Source organism: Microlunatus flavus (genome assembly GCF_900110855.1).
GTDB classification, from domain to species: domain Bacteria; phylum Actinomycetota; class Actinomycetes; order Propionibacteriales; family Propionibacteriaceae; genus Microlunatus; species Microlunatus flavus.
The window spans coordinates 766,443-782,163 of sequence record NZ_FOFA01000001.1; the positions used below are offsets into that span (position 1 = coordinate 766,443).

At 73.0% G+C, this 15,721-nt stretch carries 16 protein-coding genes; 9 read left to right on the forward strand and 7 right to left on the reverse strand.

Annotated features, from left to right (window positions below; genetic code table 11):
* Nucleotides 1-340: 340 nt before the first annotated feature.
* Nucleotides 341-2,317 (reverse strand): DNA topoisomerase (ATP-hydrolyzing) subunit B, encoded by a 1,977-nt coding sequence (gene gyrB / locus BMY04_RS03705; RefSeq protein WP_091177936.1) that lies wholly within the window; start codon nucleotides 2,315-2,317, stop codon nucleotides 341-343.
* Between the two features lie 557 nt (nucleotides 2,318-2,874).
* Here gyrB and BMY04_RS03710 point away from each other — a divergent pair.
* A complete protein-coding gene (locus tag BMY04_RS03710; RefSeq protein WP_091177709.1) occupies nucleotides 2,875-3,501 on the forward strand; it encodes a hypothetical protein in 627 nt (208 codons plus the stop codon).
* A gap of 7 nt (nucleotides 3,502-3,508) precedes the next feature.
* Here the strand turns inward: BMY04_RS03710 and BMY04_RS03715 are convergent, their stop codons facing one another.
* Genes BMY04_RS03715 through BMY04_RS03725 form a run of 3 tightly spaced genes read right to left on the reverse strand, consistent with a single transcriptional unit; the run spans nucleotide 3,509 to nucleotide 6,146 of the window.
* The gene (locus BMY04_RS03715; protein WP_091177710.1) at nucleotides 3,509-4,144 is read right to left on the reverse strand and encodes a hypothetical protein; all 636 of its coding nucleotides are present in this window, start codon (nucleotides 4,142-4,144) and stop codon (nucleotides 3,509-3,511) included.
* Nucleotides 4,141-4,725 (reverse strand): hypothetical protein, encoded by a 585-nt coding sequence (locus BMY04_RS03720; RefSeq protein WP_091177711.1) that lies wholly within the window; start codon nucleotides 4,723-4,725, stop codon nucleotides 4,141-4,143. Before BMY04_RS03720 ends, BMY04_RS03715 begins: the two co-directional genes overlap by 4 nt.
* Complete coding sequence (locus BMY04_RS03725; RefSeq protein WP_091177712.1) at nucleotides 4,722-6,146, reverse strand: hypothetical protein; 1,425 nt, start codon at nucleotides 6,144-6,146, stop codon at nucleotides 4,722-4,724. Before BMY04_RS03725 ends, BMY04_RS03720 begins: the two co-directional genes overlap by 4 nt.
* Before the next feature lie 244 nt (nucleotides 6,147-6,390).
* Here BMY04_RS03725 and BMY04_RS03730 point away from each other — a divergent pair, with 244 nt between their 5' ends.
* From BMY04_RS03730 to BMY04_RS03740, 3 genes are all read left to right on the forward strand, one after another.
* The gene (locus tag BMY04_RS03730; protein ID WP_091177713.1) at nucleotides 6,391-7,542 is read left to right on the forward strand and encodes an S-(hydroxymethyl)mycothiol dehydrogenase; all 1,152 of its coding nucleotides are present in this window, start codon (nucleotides 6,391-6,393) and stop codon (nucleotides 7,540-7,542) included.
* Nucleotides 7,539-8,141, forward strand: coding sequence for an MBL fold metallo-hydrolase (locus BMY04_RS03735; protein ID WP_091177714.1), 603 nt, complete (start codon nucleotides 7,539-7,541; stop codon nucleotides 8,139-8,141). Before BMY04_RS03730 ends, BMY04_RS03735 begins: the two co-directional genes overlap by 4 nt.
* 413 nt (nucleotides 8,142-8,554) lie before the next feature.
* The gene (locus BMY04_RS03740; RefSeq protein WP_139209732.1) at nucleotides 8,555-9,271 is read left to right on the forward strand and encodes a hypothetical protein; all 717 of its coding nucleotides are present in this window, start codon (nucleotides 8,555-8,557) and stop codon (nucleotides 9,269-9,271) included.
* A gap of 164 nt (nucleotides 9,272-9,435) precedes the next feature.
* Here the strand turns inward: BMY04_RS03740 and BMY04_RS03745 are convergent, their stop codons facing one another.
* The 3 genes from BMY04_RS03745 to BMY04_RS03755 form a co-directional block, all read right to left on the reverse strand.
* A complete protein-coding gene (locus BMY04_RS03745; RefSeq protein ID WP_091177716.1) occupies nucleotides 9,436-10,410 on the reverse strand; it encodes an aldo/keto reductase in 975 nt (324 codons plus the stop codon).
* Between the two features lie 55 nt (nucleotides 10,411-10,465).
* Nucleotides 10,466-11,320: an NAD-dependent epimerase/dehydratase family protein gene (locus BMY04_RS03750; protein ID WP_091177717.1), complete on the reverse strand. Its 855-nt coding sequence runs from the start codon at nucleotides 11,318-11,320 to the stop codon at nucleotides 10,466-10,468.
* A gap of 203 nt (nucleotides 11,321-11,523) precedes the next feature.
* Nucleotides 11,524-12,171 (reverse strand): NAD(P)-dependent oxidoreductase, encoded by a 648-nt coding sequence (locus BMY04_RS03755; RefSeq protein WP_091177718.1) that lies wholly within the window; start codon nucleotides 12,169-12,171, stop codon nucleotides 11,524-11,526.
* Between the two features lie 120 nt (nucleotides 12,172-12,291).
* On the opposite strand from BMY04_RS03755, the gene BMY04_RS03760 reads away from it, so the two are divergent.
* The 5 genes from BMY04_RS03760 (at nucleotide 12,292) to BMY04_RS03780 (ending at nucleotide 15,675) form a co-directional block, all read left to right on the forward strand.
* The gene (locus tag BMY04_RS03760; protein WP_232506075.1) at nucleotides 12,292-12,654 is read left to right on the forward strand and encodes a winged helix-turn-helix transcriptional regulator; all 363 of its coding nucleotides are present in this window, start codon (nucleotides 12,292-12,294) and stop codon (nucleotides 12,652-12,654) included.
* A gap of 65 nt (nucleotides 12,655-12,719) precedes the next feature.
* On the forward strand, nucleotides 12,720-13,127 hold the full coding sequence (locus tag BMY04_RS03765) for a phage holin family protein (RefSeq protein ID WP_091177720.1): 408 nt from the start codon (nucleotides 12,720-12,722) through the stop codon (nucleotides 13,125-13,127).
* 13 nt (nucleotides 13,128-13,140) lie between these two features.
* Nucleotides 13,141-14,223 (forward strand): M48 family metallopeptidase, encoded by a 1,083-nt coding sequence (locus BMY04_RS03770; protein ID WP_091177721.1) that lies wholly within the window; start codon nucleotides 13,141-13,143, stop codon nucleotides 14,221-14,223.
* A complete protein-coding gene (locus BMY04_RS03775; RefSeq protein ID WP_269766188.1) occupies nucleotides 14,220-14,711 on the forward strand; it encodes a low molecular weight protein-tyrosine-phosphatase in 492 nt (163 codons plus the stop codon). Before BMY04_RS03770 ends, BMY04_RS03775 begins: the two co-directional genes overlap by 4 nt.
* Nucleotides 14,712-14,766: 55 nt before the next feature.
* On the forward strand, nucleotides 14,767-15,675 hold the full coding sequence (locus BMY04_RS03780; RefSeq protein WP_091177722.1) for an arginase family protein: 909 nt from the start codon (nucleotides 14,767-14,769) through the stop codon (nucleotides 15,673-15,675).
* Nucleotides 15,676-15,721: the final 46 nt, after the last annotated feature.

A 15,721-nucleotide genomic window follows, 5' to 3' on the forward strand; every position in this document is an offset into this window, starting at 1 on the left:
CCGTCGGGTGCGGTCGACCTGGCGTCGAGTGCGCGGAGATCGGCCGACTCGCCGGCGTGTCGGCCCGTTTCGCGCGCAGTCGGCGTGGGGCGGCGCGCGACCCCGCCCGGATGGGTCACAACCCAGCGCGAGCAATGCCCTTCGACAAGCTCAGGGAGCGTCCTGCCCGCACGCGCGACTCGACCCGCACACCTGACCGAGGAGACGAGGGAGCGGCGGGCGGTCGATGCCCCGTCCGGGTGGGTCGGGCGTTTGGCGCCGCACGGAGCGCTAGCGGAGTGCAGCGCCGAGGGCGGGACGGGGCATCGACCGACCGGCGCGACCGGACGAAGAGCCGAGCTCAGATGTCCAGGAATCGGACGTCCTTCGCGTTGCGCTGGATGAACGTCCTGCGCTGGTCGACGTCCTCGCCCATGAGGATCGAGAACATCTCGTCTGCACGCGCGGCGTCGTCGAGGGTCACCTGGAGCAGGATCCGGTGGTCCGGGTCCATCGTGGTCTCCCACAGCTGGCCGGGGTTCATCTCGCCGAGGCCCTTGTAGCGCTGGATCGCGTTCTCCTTGGGCAGCCGGCGCCCGGCCTCCTGGCCGGCCCGCAGCAGCGCGTCGCGCTCGTTGTCGTCGTACGCCAGCTCCGCCGTCGCGTTCGTCCAGTTGATCTTGAACAGCGGGGGCTGTGCGAGGTAGACGTACCCGCCCTCGATGAGCGGCCGCATGAAGCGGAACATGAGCGTCAGCAGCAGCGTCCGGATGTGGGCGCCGTCGACGTCGGCGTCGGCCATCATGACGATCTTGTGGTAACGCAGCTTGGCCACGTCGAAGTCGTCGTGCACGCCCGTGCCGAGGGCGGAGATGATCGCCTGCACCTCGTTGTTCTGCATGATCCGGTCGATGCGGGCCTTCTCGACGTTCAGGATCTTGCCGCGGATCGGCAGGATCGCCTGCGTACGCGGGTCGCGCCCGCCCTTCGCGGAACCACCGGCCGAGTCGCCCTCGACGATGAAGACCTCGCACTCCTCCGGGTTGGTGGAGGAGCAGTCGGAGAGCTTGCCCGGCAGGCCGCTGCGGCCGAGCAGGCCCTTGCGGTCGCGGGCGGCGTCGCGCGCCTTGCGGGCCGCGATCCGAGCGATCGCCGCGGCCTGGCCCTTGCGGACGATGATCTTGCCCTCGGTCGGGTTCTCCTCGAACCACGCGCCGAGCTTGTCGTTGACCTCCTGCACGACGAACGAGCGGACCGGGGTGTTGCCGAGCTTGGTCTTGGTCTGGCCCTCGAACTGCGGGTCGGAGAGCTTGACCGAGATGATCGCCGTGAGGCCCTCGCGGATGTCGTCGCCGGAGAGGCGGTCCTCGCGCTTCTTGATCAGGCCCCAGGTCTCGCCCCACTTGTTGGCGGTGTTGGTCAGCGCCGAGCGGAAGCCCTCCTCGTGGGTGCCGCCCTCGTGGGTGTTGATCGTGTTGGCGAAGGTGTGGACCGACTCCTGGTACGACATGTTCCACTGCATGGCCAGCTCGAGGCTCATGCCCGCCTCCTCGCGCTCGGCCTCGAGCGCGATGACCGACGGGTTGAGCGTCTCCTTGCTGCCCGTCAGGTACTTGACGTAGTCGATCAGGCCGTCGCGGTAGCAGAACGTGTCGGAGAACGGCTTGCCGTCCTCGTCGACGCGGTCCGGCCGCTCGTCGCGGATCGTGATCGTCAGGCCCTTGTTGAGGAAGGCCATCTCGCGGAAGCGGGCGACGAGGGTGTCGTAGGTGTACGACGTCGTCTCGAAGATCTCCGGGCTCGCGTAGAAGGTGACCGTGGTCCCCGTCTCGTCGGTCGCCTCGTGCTGCTCGAGCGGGCCGTCGGGCACGCCGAGCGAGAAGGACTGGCTCCATCGGTAGCCGTCGCGGCGGACCTCGACGGTCAGGTGCGACGACAGCGCGTTGACGACGGAGACGCCGACGCCGTGCAGGCCGCCGGAGACCTTGTAGCCGCCGGTGCCGAACTTGCCGCCGGCGTGCAGCACGGTCAGCGCGAGGCTGACGGCGGGGATCTTCTCGGTCGGGTGCTCCTTGACCGGGATGCCGCGACCGTTGTCGATCACCCGGATGCCGCCCTCGGGCAGGATCGCGACGTCGATGGTGTCGCAGTAGCCGGCCAGCGCCTCGTCGACGGAGTTGTCGACGACCTCGTAGACGAGGTGGTGCAGGCCCCGCTCACCGGTCGAGCCGATGTACATGCCGGGGCGCTTGCGCACGGCCTCGAGGCCCTCGAGCACGGTGATCGAGGAGGAGTCGTAGACGCCGGCCTCGACGTTGGCGGCGCGCAGGCGCGCCATGTCGCCCTCGGAGAGCGCGTCGTCCGCGACCTCGTCGGCGTGCGGGACGCCGGCGATGCCCTCCTCGTCGCCGCTCAGGCCGCCGGTGACGTCGTCGTCGAGCGGCGCGCTGTCCTCGGGGGGCAGGACGTACGCGCCGTCGGCGCTCTCACCGGGCTGGCCGGGCTGGGTCTGCTCGGGCGTCGAGTCCTGCTGATCGGGCACAGGCGTTGGTCTCCCTGGGTCGGAGGGTGCCGCGGGCGCGCGTGGGCCTGGCCGGCCTGGGAGGACCGGCTCGCTCAGCGACGTCGCGGCGGACGAGCCGGGCCGGGCCTGATGGCCCCGCCGACGACGTCCTTGAACGGTTCACAGTCTACCCGCACACCCCAGCCGAACCGGTCCCGGCGGGCCGCGACCCGCGACCCGGTTCCGCGGGAGCGGCCCGTGAGGGCGTCCAGGAGGCGACCGACCCCTCGTCCGGGGTCCCCGTACGGGGGCGACGGCCGGTCGCGGAGAGCCGCGCACATCGCTCGTCGAACCCTCGGCGCGCGACCTGCGCGGACCGTAGACTCGCCGCCGTGACGACCCCCGCGGACGCCGGGCCCCGCGAACGCACCGGGGACGAGGAGCAGGCCGAGGCCGAGCTGCTGCGTCGCGGCCGGCTCCTGACCGCCGTGGTCGCGCTCGTCGTCGTCGCCCTCGTCGCGGCCGTGGCCCTGCTCGGCGGCTTCGAGCGGCGCCAGGACGCCATCACCCCGGTGCCGGTCGGCTCGGCGATCGAGACCGGCCCGTACGTCGTCACCGTCGAGCGGGCCACCGCGCGGCGCAGCTCCTTCGACGACGGGTGGCGGGTCGAGGTCACCGGGACGGCCCGCACGACCGGCACCGAGAGCATCCGGCCCGGCTCGGGCGGGTCGGCCTTCGTCTACGCGCGCTCGGTCGCGACGCGTGAGGTCCAGGAGTACCAGTCGGCCACCGTCGGCGCGGGCGGGGCGCTGTCGGACGTCTCGGTGCTCACCCCCGGGCTGCCGCCCGTGCCGTGGACGATGTCGTTCACCTTCGCCCAGCCGCCGGGGGACGCGCTGCTCGTCGTCGTCTTCGAGCAGGAGTACACGACGCCGTACATCTTCGGCGACGAGAAGGCCTGGCGACCGGGCCGCGACGCCAGCACCATGACCCTGCCCGTGGAGCAGCTGAAGGACTGAGCGCGGCTCAGGCCGGCGGCCGGAGGAGCTGGTAGCGGCGCCAGCTGAAGGGGTCGAGCGCGAGCCCGGCGACGTCGTCGACGTCGACGGACGGCACCTCGTAGGCGACCACGACCGGGTAGGTCACCCCCGTCTGCGCGGGCGGTTCCTCGGGCACGCAGGACAGACCCTCGTGGGTCGGGGTGTCGAACGACGCCGGTTCCCAGGTGCGTCCGTCGGTGACGGCGAGCAGCAGCTGGCAGAGCTCGATGTCCTGCCGGTGGCGGGGCGTGACCTCGAGGCGCGCGACGACCCACTCCGCGCCCGGCTGCGGCTCGCCCGCCTCGTCGTCCGACTCGGTCCCCCACCGATCGGTGCGGGTGAGCGACAGCAGCCGGAAGTCCGCCCACGTCCCGTGCGCGACCGCTCCGGGCGCCAGCACCTGGAACCGCGGCGGCGGCAGGTGCGTGGCCGTGTAGGTGTGCTGCGCGACGAGGTAGAGGGCGACCAGCAGCACGGCGAGGAGGGCGTTCAGCCACGCCCGCAGCCGGGCGGGCGTGAGCCGCGTCCTGAGCCGAGGTCCTGCCGGCGGCGGCCAGGCAGCTGCTTGCACCCCGAGCGACCCGGGCGGCTCCGGCGGCGTCTGCGGCTGGTGCGCGCTCACGGCAGGGCCCTCGTGACCTCGTCCGTGGGCACCGGCACGGTGCGACCTCTCCCCGCCTCCGCCCACCGGGCGGCGTTCCCGGCGGTGATGCCCAGCGGCGTGCGTGTGCGCTCGTAGTACGCGGCGAGGACGCCCACGTTCCAGACCTCGAGCGTCAGGTCGTCGATCCGGGTCGGGTCGACCTCGAAGACGTAGTCGCGCGAGGTCTCGAAGCCGGGCTCGGCCTTGGTCACCTGCCCGAGGGACAGCGCACTGGCGTACGTCGTCCCGCTCGAGCTCAGCACCCGGGTGTCGCTGATGAGCAGGCTGTCGCGACCGCTCGCGCTGAGCGTGACGTGGACGACGACGAACATCCCCTGGGTCCGCAGGAACGCGCGGCCGAGCTGGATCTGGTCGGCCACCCGGACGTCGCTCACGCGGAGCGAGCCCGACTCGTACGAGACGTCGGTGTCCAGCGGGGCCGGGACCAGCTCGTACCTGCTCTCGGAGTCGGTGACCCGGTAGGCGACGGCGGCGAGGGTGACCAGGACGACCGCCAGCACGACCGAGGCGAGCCGCGTCCGGGAGACGGTCCAGCTCACGCGGGGACCTCCGCGTACGCGGCGTCCGACCGGGGCGCGACCGGTTCACCGGCACCGGGCCCGTCGGCCCCGTCGGCCCGGTCGGACCCGGCCTGCGAACGACGCTGGAAGAGCTCCAGGCAGCGGCGGAAGGCGACCGCGAGGAGGCAGAGGCGCAGAGGCTCCCAGGGCAGCCCCTCGAGGAGGCTGACGTAGGGGTCGGCCATGTACCAGAACTCGATGTCGCGACCGCCGAAGACGGCGCGGTAGAGCTGGCGGACCTCGTTCTGCCCGACCAGGACCGCGGTGTAGACGAGCACGAAGGCGCCGAGGAAGCTGACGCCGGCCCGCAGCACCAGCTGCAGGGAGTGGAAGGTCGGGAGGTACTTGTCGTCGATGTCGCCGAGGAACGCCTCGCGGACCTCGTTCCCGACGCGCTTCACCCCGCGCGGCGCCGCCGCCCGGAGGGCACGCTTGTCGCTGCGGCGGTCGAAGCGCGAGGCCCCGACCACCCGGGCCGCCGCCGGGCGGCCGCGCCGCCACAGGTCGGCGAGCGAGAGGACCTGCGACCCGTACACCAGCGCCGCCACGGCCAGCCAGATGATCGGCTGCGACACCACCGTCCAGAACATCGGCCACACCGGGTCGGCCAGGAAGCCCCCGATGCGGTGCAGCAGCTCCGGCAGGTGCAGGTCCAGGGACGCGAGGGCACGCTCCACGGCCTCGCCCGCGCTGTCGACCCAGCCGACGAACGCGCGGTCGCTCAGCCAGTTCCGGGGGCGCTGCAGCAGCACGAACCCGCCGTAGATCACGACGAGCAGGAAGAAGGACTCGACCACGGCGGTGGCGATGCCGAGCAGCCCGACGCCGGTGCGCTCGTGGAGGTGGTCCATCAGGCGGCGCAGCAGGTAGAGGCCGACGAGCAGGGCCAGCATCCACCCCGCGTGGTTCGTCGCGAGCCCCCGCACCGAGCTCAGCACGGTCGGACCGCCCGTGAAGACCCCGTTGCGGAAGTACTGCTCGTTGGCCAGCGCGGACGCCTTGTCGTTCACCAGGCCGAAGGCGGAGTACAGACCCAGGAAGGGCAGCAGCGTGACCGAGACGAGCCGGGTCAGGCTGGTACGGCCCTCGCCGCCCTCCGACGCCGGTCCCGAGGTCGGCACCAGGGCCTGGATGCCCAGCTCCTCGCCGACGAGCCGGAGGATCACGACCACGGCGACGAGGTCGAAGAGGAAGCTGGTCGAGAAGATGACGACCGCACCCCAGCCGCTCGTGTCGCCCACGATCGACGCGGCTTGCAGGGCGAGGCGGTCGCCCAGCCACCCCAGCAGCCAGACGGCGAGGATCTGCGGCAGGAGCCGGAACAGGACCACGACGGTGTCGCGCACGAGGATGACGACGTCGTCGAGGACCGCCGCGCCCGCGCGCCGGAAGCCGCCCACGTCCCTCCTCGACCTGTCGTCGGTCCTGCCTCGGCGCTGATCGTGTCGCTGGTCTCGGCGCCGTTCTTGTCCGGGGAACCGTACGGGATCGCGGGTGCGGCGGGGACGGGTTCGACCCAGCGCGTCCGACGCGCGCGGACACTCGGGGTGCCGGGCGCCCGCGGAGCGCCGTGCTCCCGCCCGGCGGCGCGGGAGGTCCGCCCTACGATGACCGGACCGTCCGACAGCGGGAAGGAGAGGTCACGTGCCTCAGCAGGTGCAGGGGATCATCGCGCGGAGCAAGGGTGCGCCGGTCGAGAAGGTGACGGTCGTCGTGCCGGACGCCGGACCCGGCGAGGCGGTGGTGCGGATCCTCACGTGCGGGGTGTGCCACACCGACCTGCACTACCGCGAGGGCGGGATCGGCGACGACTACCCGTACCTGCTCGGGCACGAGGCGGCCGGCGTCGTGGAGCAGGTCGGCGACGACGTGCGCGACCTCGAGCCCGGCGACTACGTGATCCTCAACTGGCGCGCGGTCTGCGGCACCTGCCGCGCCTGCCGCCGGGGCCGGCCCTGGTACTGCTTCAACACCTTCAACGCGACGCAGCGGATGACCCTGGAGGACGGCACCGAGCTGTCCCCGGCGCTCGGCATCGGCGCGTTCATGGACAAGACGCTCGTGGCCGCGGGCCAGTGCACCAAGGTCGACCCGCGCGCCCGCCCGGCCGCCGCCGGCCTCCTCGGCTGCGGCGTGATGGCCGGTCTCGGCGCGGCGATCAACACCGGCGGCGTCACCCGCGGCGACTCGGTCGCCGTGATCGGCTGCGGCGGCGTGGGCGCCGCGGCCGTCGCCGGTGCCCGGCTGGCCGGTGCCAGCACGATCATCGCCATCGACGTCGACGAGCGAAAGCTCGCCGTCGCCCGCGCGCTGGGCGCGACCGAGGCGGTCAACGCTCGTGACGCCGACCCGGTCGAGGCGATGCAGTCGCTCACCGGCGGGTTCGGTCCCGACGTCGTCATCGACGCGGTGGGCCGCCCGGAGACCTGGCTGCAGGCGTTCTACGGCCGCGACCTCGCCGGCACGGTCGTCCTCGTCGGCGTGCCGACGCCCGAGATGAAGCTCGAGCTGCCGCTGCTGGACGTCTTCGGGCGCGGCGGTTCGCTGAAGTCGAGCTGGTACGGCGACTGCCTGCCGAGCCGCGACTTCCCGATGCTCGTCGACCTCTACCTCCAGGGCCGGCTGCCGCTCGACACCTTCGTCACCGAGGAGATCGGGATCGACGACGTCGAGGAGGCGTTCAGCCGGATGAAGACGGGCGACGTGCTGCGCTCGGTCGTCGTCCTCGACGACACCCCACCGGTGTCGATCGGCGGGACCACCAACTCGTCGGGCCCGGACGAGGCCGCGTCGTGACGGCGCGCATCGACCACACGGTCACGTCGGGGACGTTCAGCCTGGACGGGCAGACGTACGACGTCGACAACAACGTCTGGGTCGTCGGCGACGACGAGGAGTGCGTGGTCGTCGACGCACCGCACGACGTCGAGGCCATCCTCGGGCTCGTCGGGAAGCGCCGCGTCGTCGCCGTGCTCTGCACCCACGGCCACGACGACCACGTCCGGTTCGCGCCGGACCTCGGGCACGTCACGGGCGCGCCCGTCCTGCTGAACCCCGCCGAGTCCGAGGTCTGGCACCTCACCCACGACCAGGACCCGGACGGCTCGCTGACGGACGGGCAGCGCATCGACGTGGCGGGCACGACCCTGGAGGTCGTCGCGACGCCGGGGCACTCCCCCGGCGGCGTCTGCCTCTACGCCCCCGACCTCGGGGTCGTGTTCACCGGCGACACGCTCTTCAACGGCGGTCCGGGAGCGACGGGGCGATCGTTCAGCGACCGCGACCTGCTCGTCCGCTCCATCCGGGAGCGGCTGTTCGTGCTCCCGGACGACACGGTCGTCAAGACCGGCCACGGCGACGACACCACCCTCGGCGCCGAGCGCGCGAACGTCTGACCCGACGGCGAGGACCTACCCCTCGGCTGCGTTCGCTCGATCTTGTGACGTCTGCTCGTGTTCAAACACGCGCGAACGTCAGAAAGTCGAGCAGACGCAGTCGAGAGTCGGGTGGGGACGGCTACGCCGCGCCGGGTCGGCCGCGAGGCCCGCGAAAGCAGGCCCTGTGCACAACGGGTCAGGGACGCTCGCACCCGTGGTCGGCTTTCCTCGTGGACGACATCCGACTCGCCCGGGAGCTCGTGGCCGGAGGGCTGAATGCAGGAGACATCCGCTCCGCCGTGGGCGACGGAAGCCTTCGTCGGCTGCGGCGGGGGGCTTACGTGGGCCCCGACGAGTGGGCCGACGACCTCACCCAGGTTCACCGCCGGTTGATCACCGCGACCCTCAGGCAGGGGCACCCGGGTGCGGTCGTGAGTCACGGCTCCGCCGCCGTCCTGCACGGTCTCGAGGTGCCGCAGGTCGCGCTGGACACGGTGCACCTCACCCGCGACCGACGCGGCGGCGGGCAGCGGCGGAAGTGGCTGCGGGTGCACGGGCTGCCGTTGCCGCAGGAGCACGTCGCTGCGGTCGACGGGGTGCCGACGACCGCCCTGCCGCGCACGGTCGTCGACCTCGCGTGCAGCCTGCCGCTCCCTGACGGCGTGGCGATCGGCGACGGAGCGCTGCGCCTGGGGCTGCACCCTGCTGACCTTTCCGCCGTTCTCACGGGGGTAGGGACGCGGCACGGCGTCGGCCGAGCGCGGCGGGCGCTCGAGCTGCTGGACGGGCGCAGCGAGAGCTACGGCGAGTCGATCAGCCGCGTGCTCATGCTCGAACGCGGACTGCCCGCACCGGAGCCGCAGCTGCGCGTCCGGGACGCGCGGGGTGTTGTCGTGGCCCGCGTGGACTTCGCGTGGCCCTCGCTCGGCGTGATCGGCGAGTTCGACGGGAGGATCAAGTACGGCCTGGACCTCGCACCCGACCAGGACCCCGCCCAAGCGCTCTGGCGCGAGAAGCTGCGCGAGGACCGGCTGCGCGACCTCGGCTGGCAGGTCGTGCGCTGGGTCTGGGCCGACCTGGAGAACCCTCGGGACTGGTTCGCGCGGCTCGAGCGGGCCTTCGGCCGGGGTCGCCCCGTGCCGGCGTGACGCGAAGGTCCACCTGACTCGGACCGCCGCCCGTACGTCTGCTCGCTTTCAGTGCGTCTGCGCGTGTTGCAACACGCGCGATCGACACAAGATCGCGCGATCGCGGACGGCGGCCCGCGCGTGAGCGCCGTGCGCGCGCGGTCGCGCTCAGAAGGGTCAGCGGGTCACTGGAACCCGGCGTTCTCGCGCGGGGTGTACGCCGCCTCGAGCTGGGCGACCTCGTCGTCGGTGAGCTCGAGGTCGATCGCGGCGACGGCGTCGTCGAGGTGGTGGGGCTTGGAGGCGCCGACGATCGGTGCGGTCACCGCCGGGTGGCGCAGCACCCAGGCCAGCGCGACGCTCGCCGCCGCGACGCCGCGGGCCTGCGCGACGTCGAGGACCGACTGCACGATCTGGGCGTCGCCGTCGTTGTAGAGGTTCTTGCCGAACTCGTCGGTCTCGGAACGGTTGGTGCTCGAGTCCCAGGGCCGGGTCAGGCGGCCGCGGGCCAGCGGGCTCCACGGGATCACGCCGACGCCGGAGTCGACGCAGTACGGCAGCATCTCGCGCTCCTCCTCGCGGGCGAGGAGGTTGTAGTGGTCCTGCATGGTCACGAAGGGGGTCCACCCGTTCGCGATCGCGACGTTCTGCGCCTTCTGGAACTGCCACGCGTACATCGACGAGGCCCCGATGTAGCGGGCCTTGCCCGACTTCACGACGTCGTGCAGCGCCTCCATCGTCTCCTCGACCGGCGTGCCGTAGTCCCAGCGGTGGATCTGGTAGAGGTCCACGTAGTCCATGCCGAGCCGGGTGAGCGACGCGTCGATCCCGGTCAGGATCGCCTTGCGCGAGAGGCCCTTGCCGTTGGGTCGGCCCGGACGCATCGGGTTGAAGACCTTGGTGGCCAGCACCAGGTCCTCGCGCGGGATCAGCTCCTTGAGCGCCCGGCCGGTGATCTCCTCGCTGGAGCCGTCGGAGTAGACGTCGGCGGTGTCGAAGAAGTTGATGCCGGCCTCGACGGCCCGCTCGAAGAACGGGCGCGCCTCGTCCTCGGGCAGCGACCAGGAGTGGCCGCCCCGCGCGGGGTCGCCGTACGTCATGCACCCCAGGCAGACCGGGGAGACGTCGAGTCCGGTGCTGCCGAGCTTCACGTAGTCCATGGGTCCTGCCTACCCCATGCGGGCCGCGCGGCGGCGCGCGCGGCCCCCGCCGACCTCAGACCTCGTCGCGCCAGCTGTGCTGCGGGTCGTAGCCGAGGAGGTTCCGGGCCTTGTCGATGCTCAGCGGCGACTCGTACTCACCGAGCTCGCGGGTGTGCTCGACCTCGCCGAACCGTTCGCGCAGCAGCTGCTCGACCGGGACGTGGGGCACGACGTCGGGCGACGCGATGACGAACACCTCCATGCCGCGCGGCTCGTACGCCAGCGAGAGCTCCACCGCCTGGGCGGCGTCGCGGGCGTCGATGTAGGACCACAGGTTGAAGCGGCGCTGGTCGGCGGTGTAGTCGCCGAAGGCGGCGTAGTCCTCGACGCGCATGACGTTGGAGAAGCGCAGGCCGACCATCGACAGCTCGGGGTCCCAGCGGCAGAACTGCGCCGCCATCGCCTCCTCGACGACCTTGCCGAGGGAGTAGGTCGAGTTCGGCTCGTGGACCGCCTCGTCGACCGGGACGTACGCGGGCGGGGTGTCGAAGGGCAGGCCCAGGACGGTCTCGCTCGAGGCCCAGACGACCTTGTGGATGCCGGCGAGCTTGGCGGCCTGGAAGACGTGGAACGTCGAGGGCACGTTGTTGCCGAAGGTCGCCGCGTTGGCGGTCAGGCCCGGCGCGGGGATGGCGGCCAGGTGCACGACCGCGTCGACGGCGTCGTACGCGTCGTCGATCCCGGTGAGCGCCTCGACGACCTGCCCGTAGTCGGTGAGGTCGATCCGCAGGAACCGCGCGCCCGCGCCGAGGCCGCCCTCGGGCACCGGCTTGGAGTCCACGTTCGTGACGCGGTGGCCGAGGGAGAGCAGGTGCTCCACCACGACCCCGCCGAGCTTGCCCGAACCACCCGTGACGACGATGTGCATGCACCAGACCCTGCCACCTCCGGCCGCGGCCCCCGCGGGCGCACCGCACCACGAGCGCGGCAACGCCCCCTGAGCTTGTCGAAGGGCCACGCAGTGGTCGGCGTGGGAGGAGCCGACCTCTGACGAGGCCCTTCGACGAGCTCAGGGGGCGTTCGACGAGCTCAGGGGGCGTTCGACGCGCTCTGGGGGCGTTCGACGCGCGCTCAGACCGCGAGGTTGACCTGCTGGCGGTGGTGCTGGCCGGCCTCGATCAGGTCGACGAAGCCGAGGGCGTAGTCCGGCGCCGAGATGGCGCCGCCGTCCTCGGGGCTGAGCGCCACCTCGTCGCCGAGGCGGTAGGCCCCGGTCGCCTCGCCCGGGGCGTACGCGCCGAAGGCCAGAGCCGGGCTGACGAAGACCCAGTCGAGGCTGTCGGGCGTCGCGGGCAGGTCCTCGACGACCTGGGCCGCCCCGGTCAGCACCTCGGGCAGGATCGCCTCCGGCACGTGGCTCACGTCGGTCACGAAGCGCGGCGCGCCCGCCGCGGGCCGCAGCGAGGTGTAGCCGCCGACGACGAACAGCCGCGCACCGGCCTCGTCGGCCAGGCGGGCGATGGTCCGGTTGACCTCGCGGAACCGGTCGGTGATCGCCCCGCGCGGGGAGAGCGCGGCGACGACGACCTCCGCGCCGTCGACTACGGAGGCGAGGGTGGCCTCGTCGAGCGCGTCGCCCTGGACGTGCTCGACCCCGGGCGTCGGCTCCTCGGGGAGCGACCGGCTGAGCGCCGTGACCTGGTGGCCGCGACGGGCGGCCTCGGTGGCGATGGCGGACCCGGCGTACCCGGTTCCTCCGATGACGACGATGCGTGACACTGCGCGACCCTTCGTGCTGGACAGACGGCGCCGGACGGCGCACGCTGATCACCGTACGTTTGCAACTCTCCTTTGGGAAGTAGGCACTTCGTGGTAACCACCTCCTCCGCTCCGGGTCCCGTGCCGCTGCTCGGGGACCCCTACCGCGCCGACTGCCCGACCCGGCGCATCCTCGACCGCATCGGCGACCGCTGGACGGTGCTCGTCGTCGGCGTGCTCGCCGAGGGCGACGCCCGGTTCTCGCAGCTGGCCCGCCGCGTGGAGGGCGTCTCGCAGAAGATGCTGACCCAGACCCTGCGGGGGCTCGAGCGCGATGGCCTGGTGCGCCGCACCGTCCACCCGGAGGTCCCGGTGCGCGTGGAGTACGCGCTGACCGAGGCCGGGCGCACCCTGTGCGAGCCGCTGCGGGCGCTGCAGGAGTGGGCGATCACCCACCTCGAGGACGTCTCGGCCTCGCAGCGGGCGCACGACGAGGTCGCCTGAAGACCTCCGGAGCAGCCGGGACGCCGCGGGTCCGCAGAAGGACCCGCGGCTGGGACACTGGAACGGTGCGCTTCCTCCTCCGGCTCGTCGCCAACGCGGCCGCCCTCGCCGTCGCCACCTGGCTGCTGTCCGGCATCACGCTGACCGCGCAGGGCACCGGCGACAAGGTCCTCGTGCTGCTCGTCGTCGCGCTGATCTTCGGCGTCGTCAACGCCGTGGTGAAGCCGATCTTCACCGCGGTCACCGCCTGCGTCGTGCTGATCACGCTCGGGGTCTTCCTGCTCGTGATCAACGCGCTGATGCTGCTGCTCACCTCGTGGGTCGCGGACAAGATCGGGATCGGCTGGTCCGTCGACGGCTTCTGGACCGCGCTGCTCGGCGCCGTGATCGTCTCGGTCGTCAGCTTCGTGCTCAACGCGTTCCTCCCCGACCGCAACCAGCCGGCGCGCCGCCTGCGCGGCACCCGCGCGTGAACCGGGCCCTCGCATGAGCTACGCCTCCGAGCGGACCCTGCGCCCGGGCCGGATGCGCTTCCCCGACATCAGCCCGCGGGCGTACGAGCACCCGGCCGACCGGGGCGCCGTGGTGGCGCTGCGGGCCCTGCCCGGCTTCGACACGGTGCTGCGGGCGGTCTCCGGCGTGGTCGGCGAGCGCAGCGTCCGGCTCCTCTACCTCGCGACCTCGATCCGGACGTCGGTGCGGCAGTACCCGGAGCTGCACGCGATCGTCGCCGAGTGCGCGACGACGCTCGACCTGCACCCCGTGCCCGAGCTGTTCGTGACCATGAACCCGGTGCCGGAGGCGGTCACCATCGGCCTCGACCGGCCCGTGATCGTGCTCTCGACGGGGATGCTGCAGATGGTGGACGCCGAGGGCCTGCGGTTCGTCGTCGGCCACGAGGTCGGCCACGTGCTGTCGGGCCACGCGATCTACCGCACGCTGCTGCTCCAGCTGCTGAGCCTGAGCCAGTCGGTCTCCTGGCTGCCCGTCGGTTCGTGGGGGCTGCGGGTGATCGTGCTGGCGCTCGGCGAGTGGTTCCGCAAGTCGGAGCTGTCGGCCGACCGGGCTGGCCTGCTCTGCACGCAGGACCCGACGACGGCGCTGCGGGTGCACGCCGCGATGGCCGGCGCGCTCGACCCCGACGACATGGACGTGGCCGGGTTCCTCGACCAGGCCAAGGACTACCAGGCCAGCCGCGACGTGCGCGACTCCGTGCTGCGGCTGCTGCAGGTGACCGGGTCGACGCACCCGCTGGCCGCGCTGCGCGCCGCCGAGCTGCAGCAGTGGGCGGCCGGCCCTGAGTACCGCGCGATCCTGGCCGGGGACTACCTGCGCCGCTCCGACGAGGCGGGGGCCCCGATCGCGGAGGACGTGCGCGAGGCCGCCGCGTCGTACTCGACGGCGTTCACCTCCTCCTCCGACCCGCTTGTCGGGCTGGTCGGCAGGATCGGCGGCCTGGCCGGCTCCGTTGGCGGGGCGGCCGCCAGCCGCGTACGCAGCTGGTGGCAGTCCGGGCGCGCGCCCGGCGAGGCGGGCGACGCCGACGGCCCCGAGGACGGCCGCGCGTGAGCGGGCGCCCGGTCGAGGTCGTCTTCGTCTGCTGGGGCAACATCTGCCGCTCCCCGATGGCCGAGCGGGTGGCCGAGAAGATGGCCGCCGAGGCCGGCCTGTCCGACCAGGTGCGGTTCACGAGCGCGGGGACGAGCCGCGAGGAGCTCGGCGAGCCGATCGACCCGCGGGCGCGTCGCGTCCTCGAGGCCCACGGCTACCGCGCCGGCGGCCACTCCGCGCACCAGATCACCCCCGACGAGATCGCCGGGGCGGACCTCGTCATCGCCGCCGAGCCCCTGCACGTCGACCGCATGCTGCGGATGGCGCCCGAGGCCGACAACCTCTCGCTGCTGAGCGACCACGACCCCGCCGCGCCGGAGGGCTCCGGGCTGCCGGACCCCTGGTACGGCGGCCCGGAGGGCTTCGAGGACACGCTCGCCGCCGTCGAGGCGGCGATGCCCGGCGTGCTCGACGAGGTGCGGCGGCTGGGAGCCGGCTCGCGCTGAGCCGGACCGCCTCCGGGCCTGGTGCCGGCGGACCGCCGGACCCTACGCTCGGCCGGTGACCTCGCCGGCCGCCCAGGACGTCCGCCGCACCTTCGGTCTGGTCGGCGTCCCGACCAGCGCGGGCTCGCACAACGCCGGGCAGGAGCGGGCGCCGGCGGCCTGGCGCGAGCACGGGCTCGTCGACGCCCTGGGCCGGGCCGGTGCCCAGGTGACCGACCACGGCGACCTCGCGGTGCGGACCCACCGCCCGAGCCCCCGGGTCGAGGGCGTGCGCGACGCCGACCGCGTACGCGCGACGTGCCTGGAGGTGGCCGACGCCGTCGCACGGGTGGCCGGTGCGGGCGAGGTCCCGCTCGTGCTCGGCGGGGACTGCACGACCACCCTGGGCGTGGTGGCCGGGCTGCGGCGGACGGGCCGGGTCGGGCTGCTCTACCTCGACGGGGACGTCGACCTGAACCGTCCGGAGCTGAGCGGTTCGGGCGTCCTGGACACGATGGGCACGACCCACCTGCTCGGCGGCGGTTCCGCGGCGCTCGCCGACCTCGGGCAGGACGGTCCCCTGCTGCGGCCCGAGGAGGTCGAGCTCTTCGGCTTCGACCCGGCCGAGCTCGACGAGCAGCAGTGGACGACGCTCACCCGGCTGCGCCTGTCGGCCACGCCGGCACCGGAGGTACGGGACGACCCGGCCGGGAGCGCGTCGACGGCCTGGTCGCGCCTGGCCAGGGCGGCGGACCGGGTCGTGCTGCACGTCGACGTCGACGTGCTGGACACCGGTGCCTTCCCGCTCGCGAACTTCCCGCACTTCAACGGCCTCGCCCTCGACGAGCTGTCCGTGTGCCTGCGCACCTTGGCCCAGGGGGTGGGGCTGGCGGCGGTGGTCGTCACCGAGGTGAACCCCTCGCACGACCCGGACGGTTCGCTGCTGAGCGCCCTGCGCGACGTGCTCGTGGCCGCCCTGGCCTGACCGCGCCGTCCGCGGGTCGGACCGACGCCGCCGGCGCCGGGGGCGT